Source organism: Streptomyces sp. NRRL S-118 (assembly GCF_000716335.1).
Classification (GTDB): Bacteria; Actinomycetota; Actinomycetes; order Streptomycetales; family Streptomycetaceae; genus Streptomyces.
Genome location: NZ_JOBL01000099.1, coordinates 91,096 through 107,320, shown reverse-complemented (window position 1 = coordinate 107,320; position 16,225 = coordinate 91,096). Strand labels below are relative to the sequence as shown.

General features: G+C 72.6%; 12 protein-coding genes and 1 pseudogene. 10 read left to right on the top strand and 3 right to left on the bottom strand.

What is annotated here, in order from left to right:
* Positions 1-2 precede the first annotated feature (2 nt).
* A complete protein-coding gene (locus IH00_RS0100495; RefSeq protein WP_031068261.1) occupies positions 3-1,103 on the bottom strand; it encodes an LPXTG cell wall anchor domain-containing protein in 1,101 nt (366 codons plus the stop codon).
* 203 nt (positions 1,104-1,306) lie between these two features.
* On the opposite strand from IH00_RS0100495, the pseudogene IH00_RS43735 reads away from it, so the two are divergent.
* Positions 1,307-1,647 (top strand): annotated as a pseudogene (locus tag IH00_RS43735) (tyrosine-type recombinase/integrase); the annotation flags it as partial.
* Between the two features lie 479 nt (positions 1,648-2,126).
* Here IH00_RS43735 and IH00_RS0100485 read toward each other — a convergent pair.
* On the bottom strand, positions 2,127-2,414 hold the full coding sequence (locus tag IH00_RS0100485) for a chorismate mutase (RefSeq protein ID WP_031068257.1): 288 nt from the start codon (positions 2,412-2,414) through the stop codon (positions 2,127-2,129).
* Between the two features lie 309 nt (positions 2,415-2,723).
* Here IH00_RS0100485 and guaA point away from each other — a divergent pair, with 309 nt between their 5' ends.
* From guaA to IH00_RS0100450, 7 genes are all read left to right on the top strand, one after another.
* Positions 2,724-4,307, top strand: coding sequence for a glutamine-hydrolyzing GMP synthase (gene guaA, locus IH00_RS0100480; RefSeq protein ID WP_031068255.1), 1,584 nt, complete (start codon positions 2,724-2,726; stop codon positions 4,305-4,307).
* A 95-nt stretch (positions 4,308-4,402) separates the two neighbouring features.
* A complete protein-coding gene (locus IH00_RS0100475; protein WP_078887473.1) occupies positions 4,403-5,275 on the top strand; it encodes a class II aldolase/adducin family protein in 873 nt (290 codons plus the stop codon).
* Between the two features lie 166 nt (positions 5,276-5,441).
* Complete coding sequence (locus IH00_RS38670) at positions 5,442-5,708, top strand: hypothetical protein (protein ID WP_031068250.1); 267 nt, start codon at positions 5,442-5,444, stop codon at positions 5,706-5,708.
* Positions 5,651-5,962, top strand: a complete 312-nt coding sequence (locus IH00_RS38665) for a hypothetical protein (protein WP_158827595.1) — start codon at positions 5,651-5,653, stop codon at positions 5,960-5,962. The genes IH00_RS38670 and IH00_RS38665 overlap by 58 nt, the downstream gene beginning before the upstream one ends.
* Positions 5,963-6,054: 92 nt before the next feature.
* Positions 6,055-6,426 (top strand): Pepco domain-containing protein, encoded by a 372-nt coding sequence (locus IH00_RS0100460; RefSeq protein WP_031068246.1) that lies wholly within the window; start codon positions 6,055-6,057, stop codon positions 6,424-6,426.
* Between the two features lie 6 nt (positions 6,427-6,432).
* A complete protein-coding gene (locus tag IH00_RS0100455; protein ID WP_031068244.1) occupies positions 6,433-11,589 on the top strand; it encodes a wHTH domain-containing protein in 5,157 nt (1,718 codons plus the stop codon).
* A gap of 211 nt (positions 11,590-11,800) precedes the next feature.
* On the top strand, positions 11,801-12,328 hold the full coding sequence (locus IH00_RS0100450) for a DoxX family protein (RefSeq protein WP_031068242.1): 528 nt from the start codon (positions 11,801-11,803) through the stop codon (positions 12,326-12,328).
* 156 nt (positions 12,329-12,484) lie between these two features.
* Here the strand turns inward: IH00_RS0100450 and IH00_RS0100440 are convergent, their stop codons facing one another.
* Positions 12,485-13,798 (bottom strand): PspC domain-containing protein, encoded by a 1,314-nt coding sequence (locus tag IH00_RS0100440; RefSeq protein WP_031068238.1) that lies wholly within the window; start codon positions 13,796-13,798, stop codon positions 12,485-12,487.
* 351 nt (positions 13,799-14,149) lie between these two features.
* Here IH00_RS0100440 and IH00_RS0100435 point away from each other — a divergent pair, with 351 nt between their 5' ends.
* The gene (locus tag IH00_RS0100435) at positions 14,150-15,427 is read left to right on the top strand and encodes an ATP-binding protein (RefSeq protein WP_031068236.1); all 1,278 of its coding nucleotides are present in this window, start codon (positions 14,150-14,152) and stop codon (positions 15,425-15,427) included.
* The gene (locus tag IH00_RS0100430; RefSeq protein WP_031068234.1) at positions 15,424-16,119 is read left to right on the top strand and encodes a LuxR C-terminal-related transcriptional regulator; all 696 of its coding nucleotides are present in this window, start codon (positions 15,424-15,426) and stop codon (positions 16,117-16,119) included. The genes IH00_RS0100435 and IH00_RS0100430 overlap by 4 nt, the downstream gene beginning before the upstream one ends.
* Positions 16,120-16,225 lie beyond the last annotated feature (106 nt).

Sequence of the window (16,225 nt, the reverse complement as noted above, 5' to 3'; positions counted from 1 at the left end):
GCTTACGCGGCGGAGCCGCCGTTGCGGCGCTTCAGCGCGAAGACGACACCGGCACCGGCGACGATGGCGATGCCACCGGCGAGGCCGATGGTCGGCAGCATCGAGGACGATCCGGTCTCGGCGAGGTTGCCGGTGACGGGCAGCGGCTTGGCCTCACCCTGCGGCTTGGTGTCCGGGCCGGGCTTCCCCTCCGGCTTGCCCTCGCCCGGCTTCGCCTCGCCCGGGTCAGGGTTGCTGGAGCCCGGCTTCAGCACGGTGAAGTCCATCTCGGTGCCGGTCTCGGCGATGCACTCCTGGCCCTTGACGTCGCCCAGGTAAGCACCGGAACCGAAGCTGTAGCTGTCACCGGCCGGAGCGTTCTTGTCGATGCTGACACGCAGGTCGGCCTTCACGAAGTCGTTCGACTTCATGGTCTCGACGCTCCAGAAGTAGTCGCCGGCCAGCTCCTTGTCACCGATGGTGACCCACTCGCCGGTGTCCGGGAGGCGGAACTGGAGGTCGACGTACGGGCTGAGGAACTTGGACGGATCGAGCTCGTAGTTCTCGATCTCGGCGTAGAGAACGACCTCCTTGAGGTCGACCTTCCCCTTGTTGGAGACGGTGAGGGTGAACTCCTCCCAGCCGCTGCCGGCGACGATCTTGCCGGGGAGCCCAGAGATCTCGGCCTCGAGGGCCGCCTCCTGGAAGCTCTCGTCGAGCTCCTCGCAGTAGGGCGGCATCTCCTCGTTGCCGGGCTCCGCGTCCTCGGCGGGCTTCTCGGCCGCCGGCTTGTCGTCCGTGGCCGGCTTCTCGTCGGCGGGCTTGTCGCCCTCCGCGGGCTTCGTGTCGTCGGCCGGCTTGTCGCCCTCGGCCGCCGGCTCGGCGTCGTCCGCCGGGTCGGTGCCCTCGGCGGGCTTCGTGTCGTCCGAGGTCTCCGGCGTGTCCGGAGTCGTCGTGTCGGGCGTCGTCGTGTCCGGCGTCGTGGAGCCCTGGCCCTCGGTGGTGCCGGAGGAGGTCGTGCTGGTGGTGCCTTCCGTCGCGTACGCGGCCGGAGCCGCCAGGAAGGCGGCAGGAGCGATGACGGCGGTCGCGGCGGCGACCGCCATGGCGCGGCGAAGCTTCATTCAAGACCTCATGGTCTGGCGTACCGCATCCAGCGGCACGGAGCGTGGGGGGCCGTCTCCCGTGGTGGGGTCACAGGCGGGGCCGTTGGTTCCGCATGCATGACCTGTGGCGGGTGGGAACGGTTGTACGGGAGCTGACAGAATCTTTATGTGGCCTGCGTCACGCGGGTGTGGCTGGTTGTTGCAGCGGCGTCGGTGGACTGCGTTTCCGTCCGCTCACCGCAGCCGCGAAGCCCGCCAGTTCCTCGAAGCAGCCCGCGCCGACCGGCTGTACGAAGTCGCCCTCCGCACCGGACTCCGCAAGGGTGAACTCCTCGGCCTGCGCTGGGAAGACCTCGACCTCGACGCGGGCACCGCCGCCATCCGCCGCACACTCCAACGCACCAGCGCAGGCGGGCTCACCACGCTGCCCACCAAGACGCGGGCCTCCGAGCGCCGCATCGCCCTGCCCGCCCGTTTCCTCTGCTCGTTGAAGCTTCACCGCGAGCAGCAGCAACGAGAGCGGAAGGCCTCAGGCATCTCGTGGCAGTGCAGTGGGGACATTGAGCATGGTGAAGGGACGGCTGAGGTTGGTCGGGTCGATCGGCCCACTCTGGACAGTGGCGAGCGACGCGCAAGGGCCCCGCGGTAGTCCCGTACCGCGGGGCCCTTGGTCGTCGGCAGCGGCGTCAGGGGCGGCGCCGGTGCCGGGAGTGGCGGCGCGGAGGGGGAGGAGGGGCGCCGCTCGGTGAGCCGGTGTGGAGATGTGGGGTGCGGACGGGACGGGGGACCGTCCGGCCGGATGCGGTCGGCTCCGGGCGTCCCCGGAGCCGACCGCTTTTTCGGGTGACCGGGCTGCTGTCCCCTGCCGTCCGGTCACGCACGCTGGAGCGAGGTCCCACGACACACCCGAGGGGTGTGCCACACGCTCCAGCGGAGCCACGCGTGGTTTCTTCGGCCCGCCCCTGGCTGACACGGACAACCGATCCAACGAAGCCCGGTGCGGTGCGGTCACGCGCCGTACGGGTGAGAGCGCGCCCGAACTCAGATCCGGCCCCGGCACAGCTCCAGCATCGTCATCGCCAGCGAGGTGCCCGGCTTGCCCAGCGCCGACCGGTAGTGCGCCAGCACCTCCATCTCGCGCGCGAGGTTCACGCGGCGGCCGCCGGAGGAGATACGGGCCTCCTGGATGACGGCCGAGACGGCCATCCGTTCCTGGATCAGGCCGATGATCCGGTCGTCGAGCGCGTCGATGCGCTCACGCGCGCCGGTGATCACCTCGGCCGCCTCGTCGGTGCGGGCGCCGGTCTTGTCGGTGTGGACTGCGGTCATGGCGGGGGCTCCTCGCTGGGTGGGCGGTGCCCCGGGCGGTGACGCGGGCCGGGAAACGACAGGCGCCCCGGACCTTGTCGGCCCGGGGCGCCTGGGAAGTCGCTTGTCAGATGCTCAAGCAGCACGACCATGGCAGCCGGACGGGCCGGTGCCATAGGTAAACGCGAAGGTCGGGAGCTTGTGCATGCGGCCAGTATGGACCATCCGCCGGGCGGGGCCGGTGCGGGTTCGGATGGTGAGACGAAGGGTGCGCCGGCCACGCCGGTAGAATCGACATACAGACCCCTCCTCCGCCGGAAGGCCGCCGTAGTGTCATCAGCGAATCCCGCTGCCGCGCCCGACGCCGTACTGGTCGTCGACTTCGGCGCGCAGTACGCCCAGCTCATCGCCCGTCGCGTCCGTGAGGCCCGGGTCTACAGCGAGATCGTCCCGTCCACCATGCCGGTGGCCGAGATGCTGGCCAAGAACCCGAAGGCGATCATCCTCTCCGGCGGCCCGTCCTCCGTGTACGAGGAGGGCGCGCCGCAGCTCGACCGCGAGATCTTCGAGGCCGGCGTCCCCGTCTTCGGCATGTGCTACGGCTTCCAGCTGATGGCCACGGCCCTCGGCGGCACCGTCGACAACACCGGTGCGCGCGAGTACGGCCGTACTCCGCTGCACGTCTCCAAGACCTCCTCGACCCTCTTCGAGGGCACCCCGGCCGAGCAGCCGGTGTGGATGTCGCACGGCGACGCCTGCTCCGCCGCGCCCGAGGGCTTCACCGTCACCGCGTCCACGGACGTCGTGCCGGTCGCGGCCTTCGAGAACGACGAGAAGAAGCTGTACGGCGTGCAGTACCACCCCGAGGTGATGCACTCCACGCACGGCCAGCAGATCCTGGAGCACTTCCTCTACCGCGGCGCCGGCCTGCGTCCCGACTGGACCACCGGCAACGTCATCGAGGAGCAGATCGAGGCGATCCGCGCGCAGGTCGGCGAGAAGCGCGCCATCTGCGGCCTGTCCGGCGGTGTCGACTCCGCTGTCGCGGCGGCCCTCGTCCAGAAGGCCATCGGCTCCCAGCTGACCTGCGTGTACGTCGACCACGGCCTGATGCGCAAGGGCGAGACCGAGCAGGTCGAGAAGGACTTCGTGGCGGCGACCGGCGTCCAGCTCAAGGTCGTCGACGCGCAGGAGCGGTTCCTGAAGGCGCTCGCCGGGGTCTCCGACCCCGAGGAGAAGCGCAAGATCATCGGCCGGGAGTTCATCCGGGTCTTCGAGCAGGCTCAGGCCGAGATCGTGGCCGAGGCGCCGCACGACCACCCCGTGGAGTTCCTCGTCCAGGGCACGCTCTACCCGGACGTGGTCGAGTCGGGCGGCGGCACCGGCACCGCCAACATCAAGTCCCACCACAACGTGGGTGGGCTCCCCGAGGACCTCGAGTTCAAGCTGATCGAGCCGCTGCGCAAGCTGTTCAAGGACGAGGTCCGGATGGTCGGCGCGGAGCTGGGCCTGCCGGAGGAGATCGTCCAGCGGCAGCCGTTCCCCGGCCCGGGTCTCGGTATCCGGATCGTCGGCGAGGTCACCAAGGAGCGCCTGGACCTGCTGCGCGAGGCCGACGCGATCGCCCGCGAGGAGCTCACCGCAGCCGGTCTCGACCGCGACATCTGGCAGTGCCCGGTCGTCCTGCTCGCCGATGTGCGCAGCGTGGGCGTCCAGGGTGACGGGCGGACCTACGGCCACCCGATCGTCCTGCGCCCCGTCTCGTCCGAGGACGCGATGACGGCGGACTGGACGCGCATGCCCTACGACGTGCTGGCGCGGATCTCGACGCGCATCACCAACGAGGTGCGGGACGTCAACCGCGTGGTGCTGGACGTCACCAGCAAGCCGCCGGGCACCATCGAGTGGGAGTGATCCCCTCCCGGACCTGAAGCCGTCGTCCCCCGAGCGGGGACGGCGGCTTCGTCGTATGTCTGGCCAGTGGCGGTGACCGGCGGTAACGTCCCGCCATGGCCGAGCCCCCGGAGCCGACAGCCGTACCCCCCGCACCGACGGGACCCGCACCGACGGGACCCGCACCGACGGGACCCGCACCGGTCGCTCCGCGGCCGGTCGCACCCGTACCGGTCGAGCGGCTCCCCTTCCCGCTGCCGCCCCGCCACGAGTCGGCCGCCGGCGAACGGGCCCACCGCAAGGAACGGCTGGCGGGAGCGCTGCGGATCTTCGCGCGGTTCGGGTACGAGGACGGCGTCTCCGGGCACATCACGGCGCGCGACCCCGAGCTGCCCGACTGCTTCTGGGTCAACCCCTTCGGGGCGCCGCTCGCCGGGCTCACCGGCCGGGACCTGGTCCTCGTCAACGGCGACGGTCAGGTGGTCGAGGGCGGCGAGCGCGTCAACCAGGCCGCCTTCGCGGTGCACGCCGAGGTCCACCGGGCCCGGCCCGACCTGGTCGCCGTCGCGCACGCGCACTCGCCGTACGGGCGGGCGCTGGCCGCGCTCGGCGAGCTGCTCGAGCCCCTCACGCAGGAGGCGTGCGCCTTCTACGAGGACCACGTGCTGTACGACGCGTACACGGGTGTTGCCGTGGACACGGGGGAGGCGCGGCGGATCGCCGCCGCGCTCGGCGGGTGCAAGGCGGTGATCCTGCGCAACCACGGGCTGCTGACGGTCGGCGACTCGGTCGACGCGGCGGCCTGGTGGTTCATCTCGATGGAGCGGTGCGCCCAGGTGCAGCTGGCCGCGCGGGCGGCGGGGAGGACGGTGCCGATCGCGCACCGGGACGCGGTGGCGACGCGCGAGCAGCTCGGGAGCGACCTGGCGGCGTGGGTGAGTTTCCAGCCGCTGTGGCGGCGGACCGGCGCGCCCACGAGCCTCGACTGATACCGGGTCCGGCGACGAGTCGCGGCGCCGCCGCGCGCGGCGGGCGTCAATGTCCCGGGTCAATTCGCGGGGCCGCCTTTCACTCCGGCGAGAGGTGTGTGCGCGATCGTTCGTACGAAAGAATTCCTTTTCCTTGTCGGGTGTCGAGACATGGGAAGGGGCCCGCATGGCGGTGCGCGAGGCGAGGCGGTGCGGCTGCTGCACGCACGAGGCACGCGAGGAGCACCGGCGGGCGGTGGCCGCCTTCGGAGCCCGGCGCGACGAGCTCGCCGCGGGCCGGGGCATACCGGACGGCGCGTCGCGGCGCTGGGTGTCCGACGAGCTGACCCGCTCCGCGCAGGTGGTGACCGAACGGGTGCCCGCGCTGCGCGAGGCATGGCTGCACTCCGTCCGCCGCCGCACGCGTACGCGGTGTGGGGCGCCGTCGCGCTGATGGTCCTGGGGCAGGCGGCGGCCGCATGGACCGGTGACGCGGGCTGGACGGCGGCCCGCGTCACCGCTGCCGCCGCCGCGGCGGTCATGGGCGTCCTGCTGACCGGGGCCGCCCACCTGCACCGGGCGCACGGCGGGCTGCTGGCGCCGCTGATCACCGTCCCGCGGGAGGTGGCGCCGGGCTGGACCGACGTCCAGGTCGTCACCGCGTCCGGAGCGGTGACCAACCGGATGGTCATCGATGTGACGGCATGACAACCTCCGTTTTTCCGGCGGAAGTTGGGCCGGTCTCCGTACGATCGCCAGGGTCGGGACGATGACGTCGACGAAGGGAACGTGGGCACGGCATGACGGTGTACAGCGGTGACGACAGGAAGCCGGTGCGGCCGGCGCGTGAGCTGGAGATCCTCGTCGACGGCGAGGGCGTCGACTCCTCGGCCGAGGTCGTCTTCAAGGGCCGGCGCGGGGTGCGTGACGTCGCCGCCGTGTCCGTGGCCACGGAGCGGTTCCGGGAGAGCGTGGAGAGGAACGTCGCCGCGCTGCGCGAGATCTTCGAGCGGGTCGCCGAGCCCGGCTCGGCGTTCCCGCTGCGCGAGGTGCAGGTCTCCTTCGAGGTGTCCGCCAAGGGCGGCTTCCAGCTCATCGGCACCAGCGAGGTGCAGGGCAAGGGAGCCATCACCCTGGTGTTCCAGGCGCCCGACAGCCGCACGGCCGGCTGAGCCGGGATGGGGGCCCACCGCGCACTCCTGCTCTTCGTCCCCGCCTACGAGAACTGGCCGGGCCTCGCCTACCTCCGCGACGAGTACGCGCAGGTGGCCGAGGCCCTCGCCGACCAGGGGTACGAGATCGATCCGGACAGCGGCTGCGACGATCCCACGTCCGCCGAACTGATCCGGCGCATCGAGTCCTTCATCGACAGCGGCCGGCGTGGTGAGCACCTCGTCGTCTACCTCAGCGGCCACGGGTTCGAGTACGGCGGCAAGCACTGGTTCGCCGGAGCGGACTCGGTCCCCTCGTCGGCGGGCGGGATCAAGACGCTGAAGCAGACCAACGTCGACCTGGACGACGGCTGGGGCGACCCGGTCAACGCCGGCCGAGCCGAGAAGGTCCTCTTCGTCGTCGACGCCTGCCGCGACAGGGACCCGCTCGACAGCGCCGCCGGCGGGCCGCTGTACGACGCCCCGCGCGGCACCGACAAGCTCGGCTTCCTGATGGCCTGCGAACCGGCGGAACAGGCCGCCGTCGGCGGGACCGAAGGCGCCCCGGGGGGCCGCTACAGCCTCTTCACCCAGGCGCTGCGGGAGGTGCTGGCCGATGCCCGTGGGGACCTCCGCGGCGAGGCCCTCACCGGGCGGCTGGCCGACGCGATGGCCGACATCGGCGCCCGGCAGCCCCACCCCCTGCCGCCGCAGCGGCCCGCCCTCGGCGAGGGATCCTGCGGCCGGCTCTTCCCGCTGCTGCCCGTCCGCGAGCAGCCGCACCGCGTGCGCGAGCAGCGGATACGCGACCACGAGGCGTGGCGCCGGGTGGACGACCGGGCCGAGGCCGAGGCGTACCGCGACGAGGTGCTGACCGTGATCGGCAACCTCCGCACCTGGCTGGAACAGGTCCCGCCCCGGGTGCAGGACGACCCGTGGCTCGACTGGGAGGCCGACCAGCGGGCGGCGAGCCGGCTGTCGGAGCTGATCCGCGCCCTGCCGCGGGAGGTGCGCTTCTCGGCGGCCGAGGCGGCGCTGCTCGCGCTGGCCCCCGCGCTGTACCACGGCTTCCGGGTCAAGCTGGTGTCGCGCGCCGACCGGGACCTGGCCGACGAGTGGTCCTCGTACCCGCGACTGCGGCGGCAGACCGACACCACCGTCGACGCGCGGCGGCGCAGGCGGGACCGGGACGTCGTCACGGCGTGGGTCACCCACCGGACCCACGCCAGGCCGGGGGACTTCCACCGGCACACGAGCGAGTGCTCCACCTTCATGCGGCGCATGCTGCGGAGCACCGACGAACTGACCGAGCTGTGCACCAGCCAGCGGATGGGCCGGCTGTTCCAGGTGATGCAGCACGGCGGCGAGGTGCTGACCGACCTGCTCGGGAGCGCGTCGGACGGCACGGACCCGGAGGTTCGCCTGGAGGTCGTGGGGCCGCTGCTGTGCGCCGCGCAGATCATGGCGCTGGACACCGACGAACTGCCGGTGGTGCTCGTCGAGCACATCGGCGGCACCGACCGGATCGGCCTCGCCCACGTCCGCCGGGCGGTCGGCGAGGCGGAATGGATCATCCCGTCCGCCGGGGACGCCTCGGGCGGGATCGTGCGGCTGCGGGCCGCCTGCGACTACCCCGCGCTGATGGCCGCCTTCCAGGAGCACGTGACGACTCTGGACCGGCTGCTGTGCGGCGACCTCGACCGGCGGCAGCTGTCCGGCCTGCCGCTGCGCGCGTCGGACGTCGAGGTGCGGCCGGTGCAGGACCCCGAGTCGGGCCGGCCCAGGTTCCTGCCGGTCGTGCGGCGGTTCGAGCTCGACGGGACCAAGGTGCGCGAACTGCTGGTGGGGGAGCAGCTGTACCAGGAGCGGCATTTCGCCCTGCGGGAGCTGTACCAGAACGCCATGGACGCGTGCCGCGTCCGGTGGGCGCGGCAGGAACGCCTGGCCATGGAGCGGGGCTACGAGCGGACCTGGGCGGGGCGCATCACCGTCTCCCAGGGCGTCGAAGGCAACCGGATGTACCTGGAGTGCGTCGACAACGGCTCGGGCATGGGGCGCGTCGAACTGCTGCAGGCGTTCGCCCAGGGCGGCGTCCGGCTGGCCGATCTCCCGTCGTTCCAGGAGGAGCGGCAGATCTGGGAGGACCTGGGCATCCCGTTCCAGGAGAACAGCCGCTTCGGGATCGGCGTGCTCAGCTACTTCATGCTCGCCGACGAAGTGGAGATCACCACCCGGAAGTCCGACTCCCGGCGTGACGAGGGGCCCCTGCTCAAGGTCGCGATCGCCGGCCCCGACCACCTCTTCCAGGTGACCACCAGCGAGGAGGAGACCGCCTTCTGCGACGACCCCTGCGGAACGCGGGTGCGCTGGTGGCTCAGGGAGGACGCCACGGACCTGTCCTGCGTGCAGGTGCTGCGCTCGGTCCTGGGCGTCGCGGAGTTCCACACGGAGGCCTGGTACCGGCCGGTGAACGGACCCGCGGACGAGGACACCTGGCTCCCGGGCGAGTACCGCAGCCGGCTCAACACCGGTCCCCACCCCGCCCTCTCCGCCGGCGGCGCCGTCGTCGCCGACGACAAGGCTGAGGTCTTCTGGTGCGAGGAGGGCGGAGCGCTGCTCGTGGACGGCATCGCCGTCGACGGCTGCTGGTTCACCACCGACCGCCGCACCGGGGAGCGGCGCGTCGCCGAGAAGATGGACGTGCGCGGTGCGGTGATCAACCTCAAGGGGAAGGCCATCAAAGGCGAGGGGGACCCGCGCGCACCCCGCTTGTCCGTGGACCGCCGCCGCGTCGTCGACGACGTCACGAGCACCGTCTTCGCCCTCCTGCGCAGGAAGCAGTCGGCGAACCGGCTCGCGGAGAGCGAGGTGTGCACCGAGCGGTGGCTGGGAGACATCACGCGGACGGCTCCCAGGCTGGCGGATGCCGTGGTGGAGGGGCTCATCGCGCGCCGGGCGCAACGGGAGCTGGACGGCGCTGTCATCGACATGGCCCGGACGGGCTACTTCGCGGGGGACCGTGAGCTCCGGAACAGCTGGCTCCGCGGTTTCACCTCGCGATCAGGCCGCACGTACGAGGCGACGTGGAGCCCGACGATGCCGGAGCACATCCTGCTCTGGCGGCTCGTCGCACACTTCGCCGACGACGTGCGCGCCGCGCTGGGCGAGGAGCTCTGCCCGCCGGACCTCACCACGGCGGTGCTGCGGCCGGCGCTGCCGTCGGACAGCGTCGTCCTCGGGTTCGACAGCGGCCCCGGCGGTGTGACCTGGGACCGTGAGCCCCTGCCCGGGGCACTGCTCGACTACGCCGAAGAACTGCACGAGGCGTACGAGTGGGTCATCGCCCGGCTCGACGAGCTGGGCTGGCCCCCGCGCCACCGGCTGCCGGTCACGGATGTGCCGCTGACCTCCCTTCGTATCGTCCTGAGCACGGACGCCGACGGCCGGTTCCCCTACCTCGCCCCCGGTGAGCGGGTCAGCGCACGGCACGTCCTGAAGGCGCTCGACGGCACCGAGCTGTCGCCCGCCGAGATCCTGGACCTGCTGGAGGACCTTGGTCTGGACGTCCGCCCGTGCGAGGCGCTGCGGGCCCCGGAAAGCGCTGAGGCGATCACCCTGCGGCGGCTCCTGAGCCGCCAGCTGAACGGCACCCCGCCATGGGTGCACGTCTCCGGGCGGAGTTCCGACCGGGCGGCGCACATCGTCGCCGCCGCCAAGGAGACCGGAATGAGCATTCCGGACGTCCGGGCGGTGTTCGAGGCGCAGGGGGAGCTTCCCGGGCCCGACGACGTCTCGGCCGCATCGGGAAGGTGGCCCAGTCCGTTGCCGGACGAGCGGAACGGCCGCCGCGCGGCCGGACTGCCCTTCGTCCACCGGCTGGCAAGGCTCAACTCCAGCACCCCCCGGGAGGCGGCACTCCTCCTCCAGGCACATGGTTACGAGGTGCCCGGGATGCCGGACGAGGGTCCGGTGCCGGACCATGCCGAGCTGCTCACGCTTCCGCTGTACGACGGCTCCCCCCTCGACCTCAACCTTCCGGTGACGCTTCTCGACCTGCACGTGCTGGCAGCCCAGACGGACGCGTCGCTGAGCGAGGTCAGGGACCGGCTGCGGTCGTTGTCCGTCCAGGTGCCCGATCAGGTCCTCCCCGCCACGCTCCGCAACGACGACCAGGTGCTCCTGACACAGGTGACGGTCGGTGAAGGCCGGAGCCGCCGGGGACTCGATCCGCGGCGCTCCGTCCCGCTCGCCCATGTCGCCGTCTGCGCCGCGCGCCTCGGCACCACGGTGGTCAAGGCCCGCGCCCTGCTGGTCGAGCTCGGCATGACGGTCGACCCCGTTCCCGGTCCGGAGCCCGAGTGGTTCGGACTCCAGGAGGAGATGCGGCTCTCGGTGCCGTGGATCCCGTACGGACCGGGGGACACCGGGCCCGTGGTGCCCCTCGCCCACCTGCTCTGTGTGTCCGCGGACAAGGGCTGGACCATGGAGGAAACGGCCGAGCGGCTGCGCGTGCGGGGTCTGCACGTACCGGAGCCGCCCGGTGGCACGTGGGAGGCTCCGGCCGACGAGGATCTCTGCCTGCTGAGCCACAGTTACGACAGGCGGCGGAGATGGCTGCCGCCGGACCTGCCCGTGTCCACGCAGCACGTCGTGGAAAAGGCCAGGGAGATGGGGATGTCCGTCGGCGCGGTCAGGAACCGGCTGCTGGAGCTGGGCTGCGAGGTTTTCGGCAGGGACACCGTCTTCTCCGCCGTCGCCGAGGACGCCCTTCTCCTCCGGCTGAGCGGCCGGGACGCGTGGGTGGAGGACGTCCTGGAGAACGGCCTCGTTCCCGCGGCGCACGTATGGACCACCGCGAACCAGAGCAACAGCACCGTGCTCGATACGGCCGACCGGATGCGCGCCGCCGGGCTGACGCTGCAGGACGCCGTGTATCCCGACGAGCACCCGAGGGAGCGGGACATGCTCCTGCTCCAGGAGAACGCCGCCGTCCACGGCGACGTGCTGCCGCTCGACGAAACCGTCGGACTGGAGCATCTGCTCGTCGCCGCGCACCGCCTGCGCACCGACGTCACCACCGTCGCCGCGCGGCTGAAGGACCTCGGCATGGATGTTCCGGATGTCGCGGCAGCCGTGCGGCGGGCGTGGGAGCTCGTGCCGCGGTCCCCGGGGCCGATGGACTGACCGCACGGCCGCGACCTGGCCCGACCCGGTCGCGGCCGTGCGCCGGCCGGCCCGGGGGCCGCTCGTGTTCCGACGCGCCGACCGACGCGTTCGGGTTGAGCGCGATCGGATCGACGCGATCGGGTTGAACGCGATCGGACGCGCCTGCGTATCCCCGGGTGCGGCCGGGGAGCGACAATCGTTCCCTCGGAGCCATGGGCGGAGGCGGACGATGGGTGGGCACACGTACCGGCCGAGGGCGGGCCACGGGACCGTCGGCGACGAGCCGCGGGGCGGCCTGCGGGCGACCGCCTCGCGCTACGCCCTGCTCCCGTTGCGGATCTTCCTCGGCGTCACGTTCGTCTACGCCGGGCTCGACAAGCTGACCGACGAGCGCTTCATGGCGGCGTCCGGCACGGGATCGGTGGGCGAGCTCATGCGCTCCGTGCGCGACTCCTCCGCCGTGCCGTGGCTCGTCGACCTGGCCCTCAAGAACCCCGAGGCGTTCGGGCAGGCGATCGCCTTCGGTGAGCTGGCCGTGGGCCTCGGCACCCTCGCCGGGCTGTTCGCGCGGCTCGCCGCGGCCGGCGGCGCGTTCATCTCGCTGAGCCTGTGGCTGACCGTGAGCTGGCAGTCCGACCCGTACTACTACGGCAACGACCTCGCCTACCTCATGGCGTGGCTGCCGCTGGTGCTCGCCGGGGCGTCCGTGCTCTCCGTCGACGCGGCCCTCGCCGCGCGCCGCCGCCGCATCCGGTAGGCGACCCAGGTCGCCGTCGCCGCCAGCCACAGCCCGCCGCAGAGCAGCGGCACCACGGCGTACCACGGCGTCCGCCAGGACCCCGCGGCGTCACCGGCGTACAGCACGGCGATGGTCATGGCGGTCGCGCCCGCCACCAGCCGGCCCGGACGGAACTCATGAAGCAGCACGGGTGACCTCCACGTGTCCGAGTGCCATGTCGAGGGTCAACTCCAGCGTGCCCGCCGGGGTCGTGCCCCGGGGAGGCGCGATCGTACGCGTCGTCTCCCGGCCCGGAGCGATGTCGATGTCGCCCGCCGGGTCGGTGGGCAGCCGCACGTCGCCGAGCGCCACTTCGGCACGCACCCGCACCGTCACGTCCGCCGGTACCACCACCTTGAGCTGCCCGGCGCCCATCTCGGCGGCCGTGCGCACGGACTGCCGGGGCGGCACGGCCAGCCGGGACAGGTCCAGCGTGCCCACCCCGGTGCCCAGTTCGTACCGCGGCCGCACATCCGCGACGGTGGCCGGCCGCCACTCGGCACGCACCCACTCCGTGCCGATCTGCCGGGGTATCAGCGACGCGCCCGCCAGCAGCACCGCCGTGATCACCGTCATGAAGATCGTGCCCAGGCCGGTCCGGCCGAGGAAGGAGCTCACCGCCAGGCCGAGCCCGAATACCCCCAATGCGCAGGCGAGCCCCGTCTGCAGACACGTACCGAGCGGTTGCGTCCCCCACGGCAGGCTCGTCCCGAGCGCGCCCGCCAGCAGGGCCAGCAGCAGGACCGGCCCGCCGAGGGAGCGCGGGCCGCGGGCGGCGGGCGGTACCGGCGCCCGGGCGCCCCTGCCACGGCGCCCGAGCAGCGCGTCCTCCACGCCCACCGCGTCCTCGGGCCCCCACAGGTAACCGAGCGCGACCGGCCCGGTCGTACCGTCCTTGATGATCGGGTCCCGCCACCACGACGGGGCCGCCGGGGGCGGCGGCGCCTGCGTCTCCGGCGGTGCCTCGGCGGCCGCGTGCGCCGCCGCCGGGTCCAGCGGCACCTCGGCGTCGACGGCGAGCCTGCGCCGCTGCGACCACACGGACGCGCCGCTCACGGCTATCACCACCAGCAGCGCGAAGGAGATCGTGCCGCTGCTGCCCAGCATGGACAGGAACAGCCCGCAGCCGACCAGGGCCATCAGCACCGCGGTGAGCGACGCCCCCTCCACCCGGCCCGAGAGCAGCCTCCGCGCCTCGTTCTCCTCCTCGCCCTCCGACGTGATCACCAGCCAGGCGAAGCCGTAGAAGACCAGACCCAGACCACCGGTCACGGCCAGCACGCCGATCACGACCCTGAAGATCACCGGATCCAGGTCGAAGTGGCGTCCGAGCCCGCCGCACACCCCGGCCACCAGCTTGTGCCGCGGTGAGCGGCGCAGCGGAGGATGGGCGGCGGGTGTCCGCCGGGCCTCCTCGGAGGCGGGCGGAGCGGGCGGCGTGCTCGTCATGCGTCCATGGTGGCGGCCGGCGCGCCCGGGTGGCACCCGGGATGACCCTGGCCGTTCCCTGATCCTTCCCCCACACCGCCTGGCCCGGTGCCGGTGTTTCCGGCTCCGCCTGGCTGATGCCGCGTTCCTCGCACCGGCGGTCCGATGTCGCCGCGCCACCGGCGACCGTCCTCCGCGGCACCTGCGAAACGTCCTCCCCGGCCATCGCGGGACGCCCTCCCCGCGACTGCGGCCGCGACCGCGTCCGCGGCTGGCCGGGGTCCGGTTGTCCGTCCCGTCCGCGGGGTCTCAGGGGCGAGTAGGGGGCCGACCCTGATGTCCGGGCGCCCGGCGGCGTGTGACGATCGGACCATGCCAGTCGCCGCCCGCGTCCGCCCGCCCGAGACCGACGAACCGCCCCTGCGCAAGCTGTACCGCAGCGCCGACGGGCGGATGCTCGGCGGTGTCGCACGCGGGCTCGCCGGCCACCTCGGGCTGCCCGTCATCTGGGTGCGGCTGGTCTTCTTCGCGCTGTTCCTGGCCGACGGCCTCGGCGTGCTGCTGTACGCCGTCTTCTGGATCGTCGTCCCGCTCGGCGTCGGCGGCCGGACCGCCGAGCCGCGCTCGGTCTTCGAGACCACCGCCGACGGCCGCCGCCGGCTCCGCAAGCCGGACAAGGGGCAGACCGTCGCCCTCATCGCGCTGATGATCGGCGCCGCCGTCTTCGTCAGCAACGTCGATCTGGGCGGCGACGCCAACCGCTACGTCTGGCCCATCCTGCTCGTCGGTGTCGGCGTGGTCCTGGTGTGGCGCCAGGCGGACAATGCCCGCCGGGCCCGCTGGACGGAGTCCGGCCGCAGCAAGCGCCTGTTCCAGCTGGCGCGCGGGGTGGCCGGCGTCGCGCTCGTCGGCATGGGCCTGACCGTCTTCATGGTGGTGCGCGGCTCGGCCGCCCAGCTGGGCACCGCGCTCACCGCCGCGATAGCCGTCCTGGCCGGCATAGCCCTGCTCGCCGGGCCCTGGCTGGTGCGGATGTCGCAGGACCTCTCCGAGGAGCGCACGATGCGCATCCGCGCCCAGGAGCGCGCCGAGGTCGCCGCGCACGTCCACGACTCCGTCCTGCACACCCTCACCCTGATCCAGCGCAACGCCGACGACCCGGGCCAGGTCCGCCGCCTCGCCCGCGCGCAGGAGCGGGAGCTGCGCAACTGGCTGTACAAGCCGGAGGGCACCGGCAAGGACGAGGAGGAGGAGCCGGAGACGCTCGCCGAGGCCGTGAAGCGGACCGCCGCCGAAGTGGAGGACAAGCACGGCGTGCCCCTGGAGGTGGTGGTCGTCGGCGACTGCCCGCTGGACGAGAAGCTGACCGCGCAACTGCAGGCCGCGCGCGAGGCGATGGTCAACGCCGCCAAGTACGGTGGCGCGGGTGGGGCCGTACAGGTGTACGCGGAGGTCGAGGGCCGTACGGTCTTCGTGTCCGTACGGGACAGAGGGCCGGGTTTCGACCTGGACGCGGTGCCCGGGGACCGGATGGGCGTACGAGAATCGATCATCGGCCGGATGCAGCGAAACGGCGGCACCGCGCGGCTGCGGTCGGTGCCCGGGGACGGCACCGAAGTGGAGCTCGAGATGGAGAGGGCGGACGCATGACCGAGGAGACGACGGCTGCGGTGGACAGCGGGCGGCGGGTACGGGTGGTGCTCGTCGATGACCACCGGATGTTCCGCACCGGGGTCCAGGCCGAGATCGGCCGGACCGAGACGACCGGGGTCGAGGTGGTCGGGGAGGCGGCCGACGTCGACCAGGCCGTCGGCGTGATCACCGCGACCCGCCCCGAGGTCGTCCTCCTCGACGTCCACCTCCCGGGCGGCGGTGGCGTCGAGGTGCTGCGCCGCTGCGCGCCGCTGATGGCGGACACCGAGCGCCCGGTCCGTTTCCTGGCGCTGTCCGTCTCGGACGCGGCCGAGGACGTCATCGGCGTCATCCGGGGCGGCGCCCGGGGATACGTCACCAAGACGATCACCGGGACCGATCTGGTCGACTCGATCTTCCGTGTCCAGGAGGGTGACGCGGTGTTCTCACCGCGGCTGGCGGGTTTCGTGCTGGACGCCTTCGCCTCGACGGACGCACCGCCCGTCGACGAGGACCTGGACCGGCTCACCCAGCGGGAGCGCGAGGTCCTGCGGCTGATCGCACGTGGTTACGCGTACAAGGAGATCGCCAAGCAGCTGTTCATCTCGGTGAAGACGGTGGAGTCGCACGTCTCGGCGGTACTCAGGAAGCTCCAGCTGTCCAACCGGCACGAGCTGACCCGCTGGGCGACGGCCCGCCGCCTCGTCTGACGCCGTCCCGGGGGCACCGCCGCGCGTCCGACGGTGTTCCCGGGGCCCGGGTGCCCTGAGGGGCAGCCGGGGCCTATGTGAGGTAACCGGTACATAACCGTGGCAA

Excerpts from the sequence above, each read along its gene's own strand:
- IH00_RS38670 (WP_031068250.1), top strand. The coding sequence starts at position 5,442 with ATGGCGGTGCGCGAGGCGAGGCGGTGCGGCTGCTGCACGCACGAGGCA.
- IH00_RS0100440 (WP_031068238.1), bottom strand. The coding sequence starts at position 13,798 with ATGACGAGCACGCCGCCCGCTCCGCCCGCCTCCGAGGAGGCCCGGCGG.
- IH00_RS0100485 (WP_031068257.1), bottom strand. The coding sequence starts at position 2,414 with ATGACCGCAGTCCACACCGACAAGACCGGCGCCCGCACCGACGAGGCG.
- IH00_RS0100475 (WP_078887473.1), top strand. The coding sequence starts at position 4,403 with ATGGCCGAGCCCCCGGAGCCGACAGCCGTACCCCCCGCACCGACGGGA.
- IH00_RS0100430 (WP_031068234.1), top strand. The coding sequence starts at position 15,424 with ATGACCGAGGAGACGACGGCTGCGGTGGACAGCGGGCGGCGGGTACGG.
- IH00_RS0100435 (WP_031068236.1), top strand. The coding sequence starts at position 14,150 with ATGCCAGTCGCCGCCCGCGTCCGCCCGCCCGAGACCGACGAACCGCCC.
- IH00_RS0100450 (WP_031068242.1), top strand. The coding sequence starts at position 11,801 with ATGGGTGGGCACACGTACCGGCCGAGGGCGGGCCACGGGACCGTCGGC.
- IH00_RS0100495 (WP_031068261.1), bottom strand. The coding sequence starts at position 1,103 with ATGAAGCTTCGCCGCGCCATGGCGGTCGCCGCCGCGACCGCCGTCATC.
- IH00_RS0100455 (WP_031068244.1), top strand. The coding sequence starts at position 6,433 with ATGGGGGCCCACCGCGCACTCCTGCTCTTCGTCCCCGCCTACGAGAAC.
- IH00_RS0100460 (WP_031068246.1), top strand. The coding sequence starts at position 6,055 with ATGACGGTGTACAGCGGTGACGACAGGAAGCCGGTGCGGCCGGCGCGT.
- IH00_RS38665 (WP_158827595.1), top strand. The coding sequence starts at position 5,651 with ATGGCTGCACTCCGTCCGCCGCCGCACGCGTACGCGGTGTGGGGCGCC.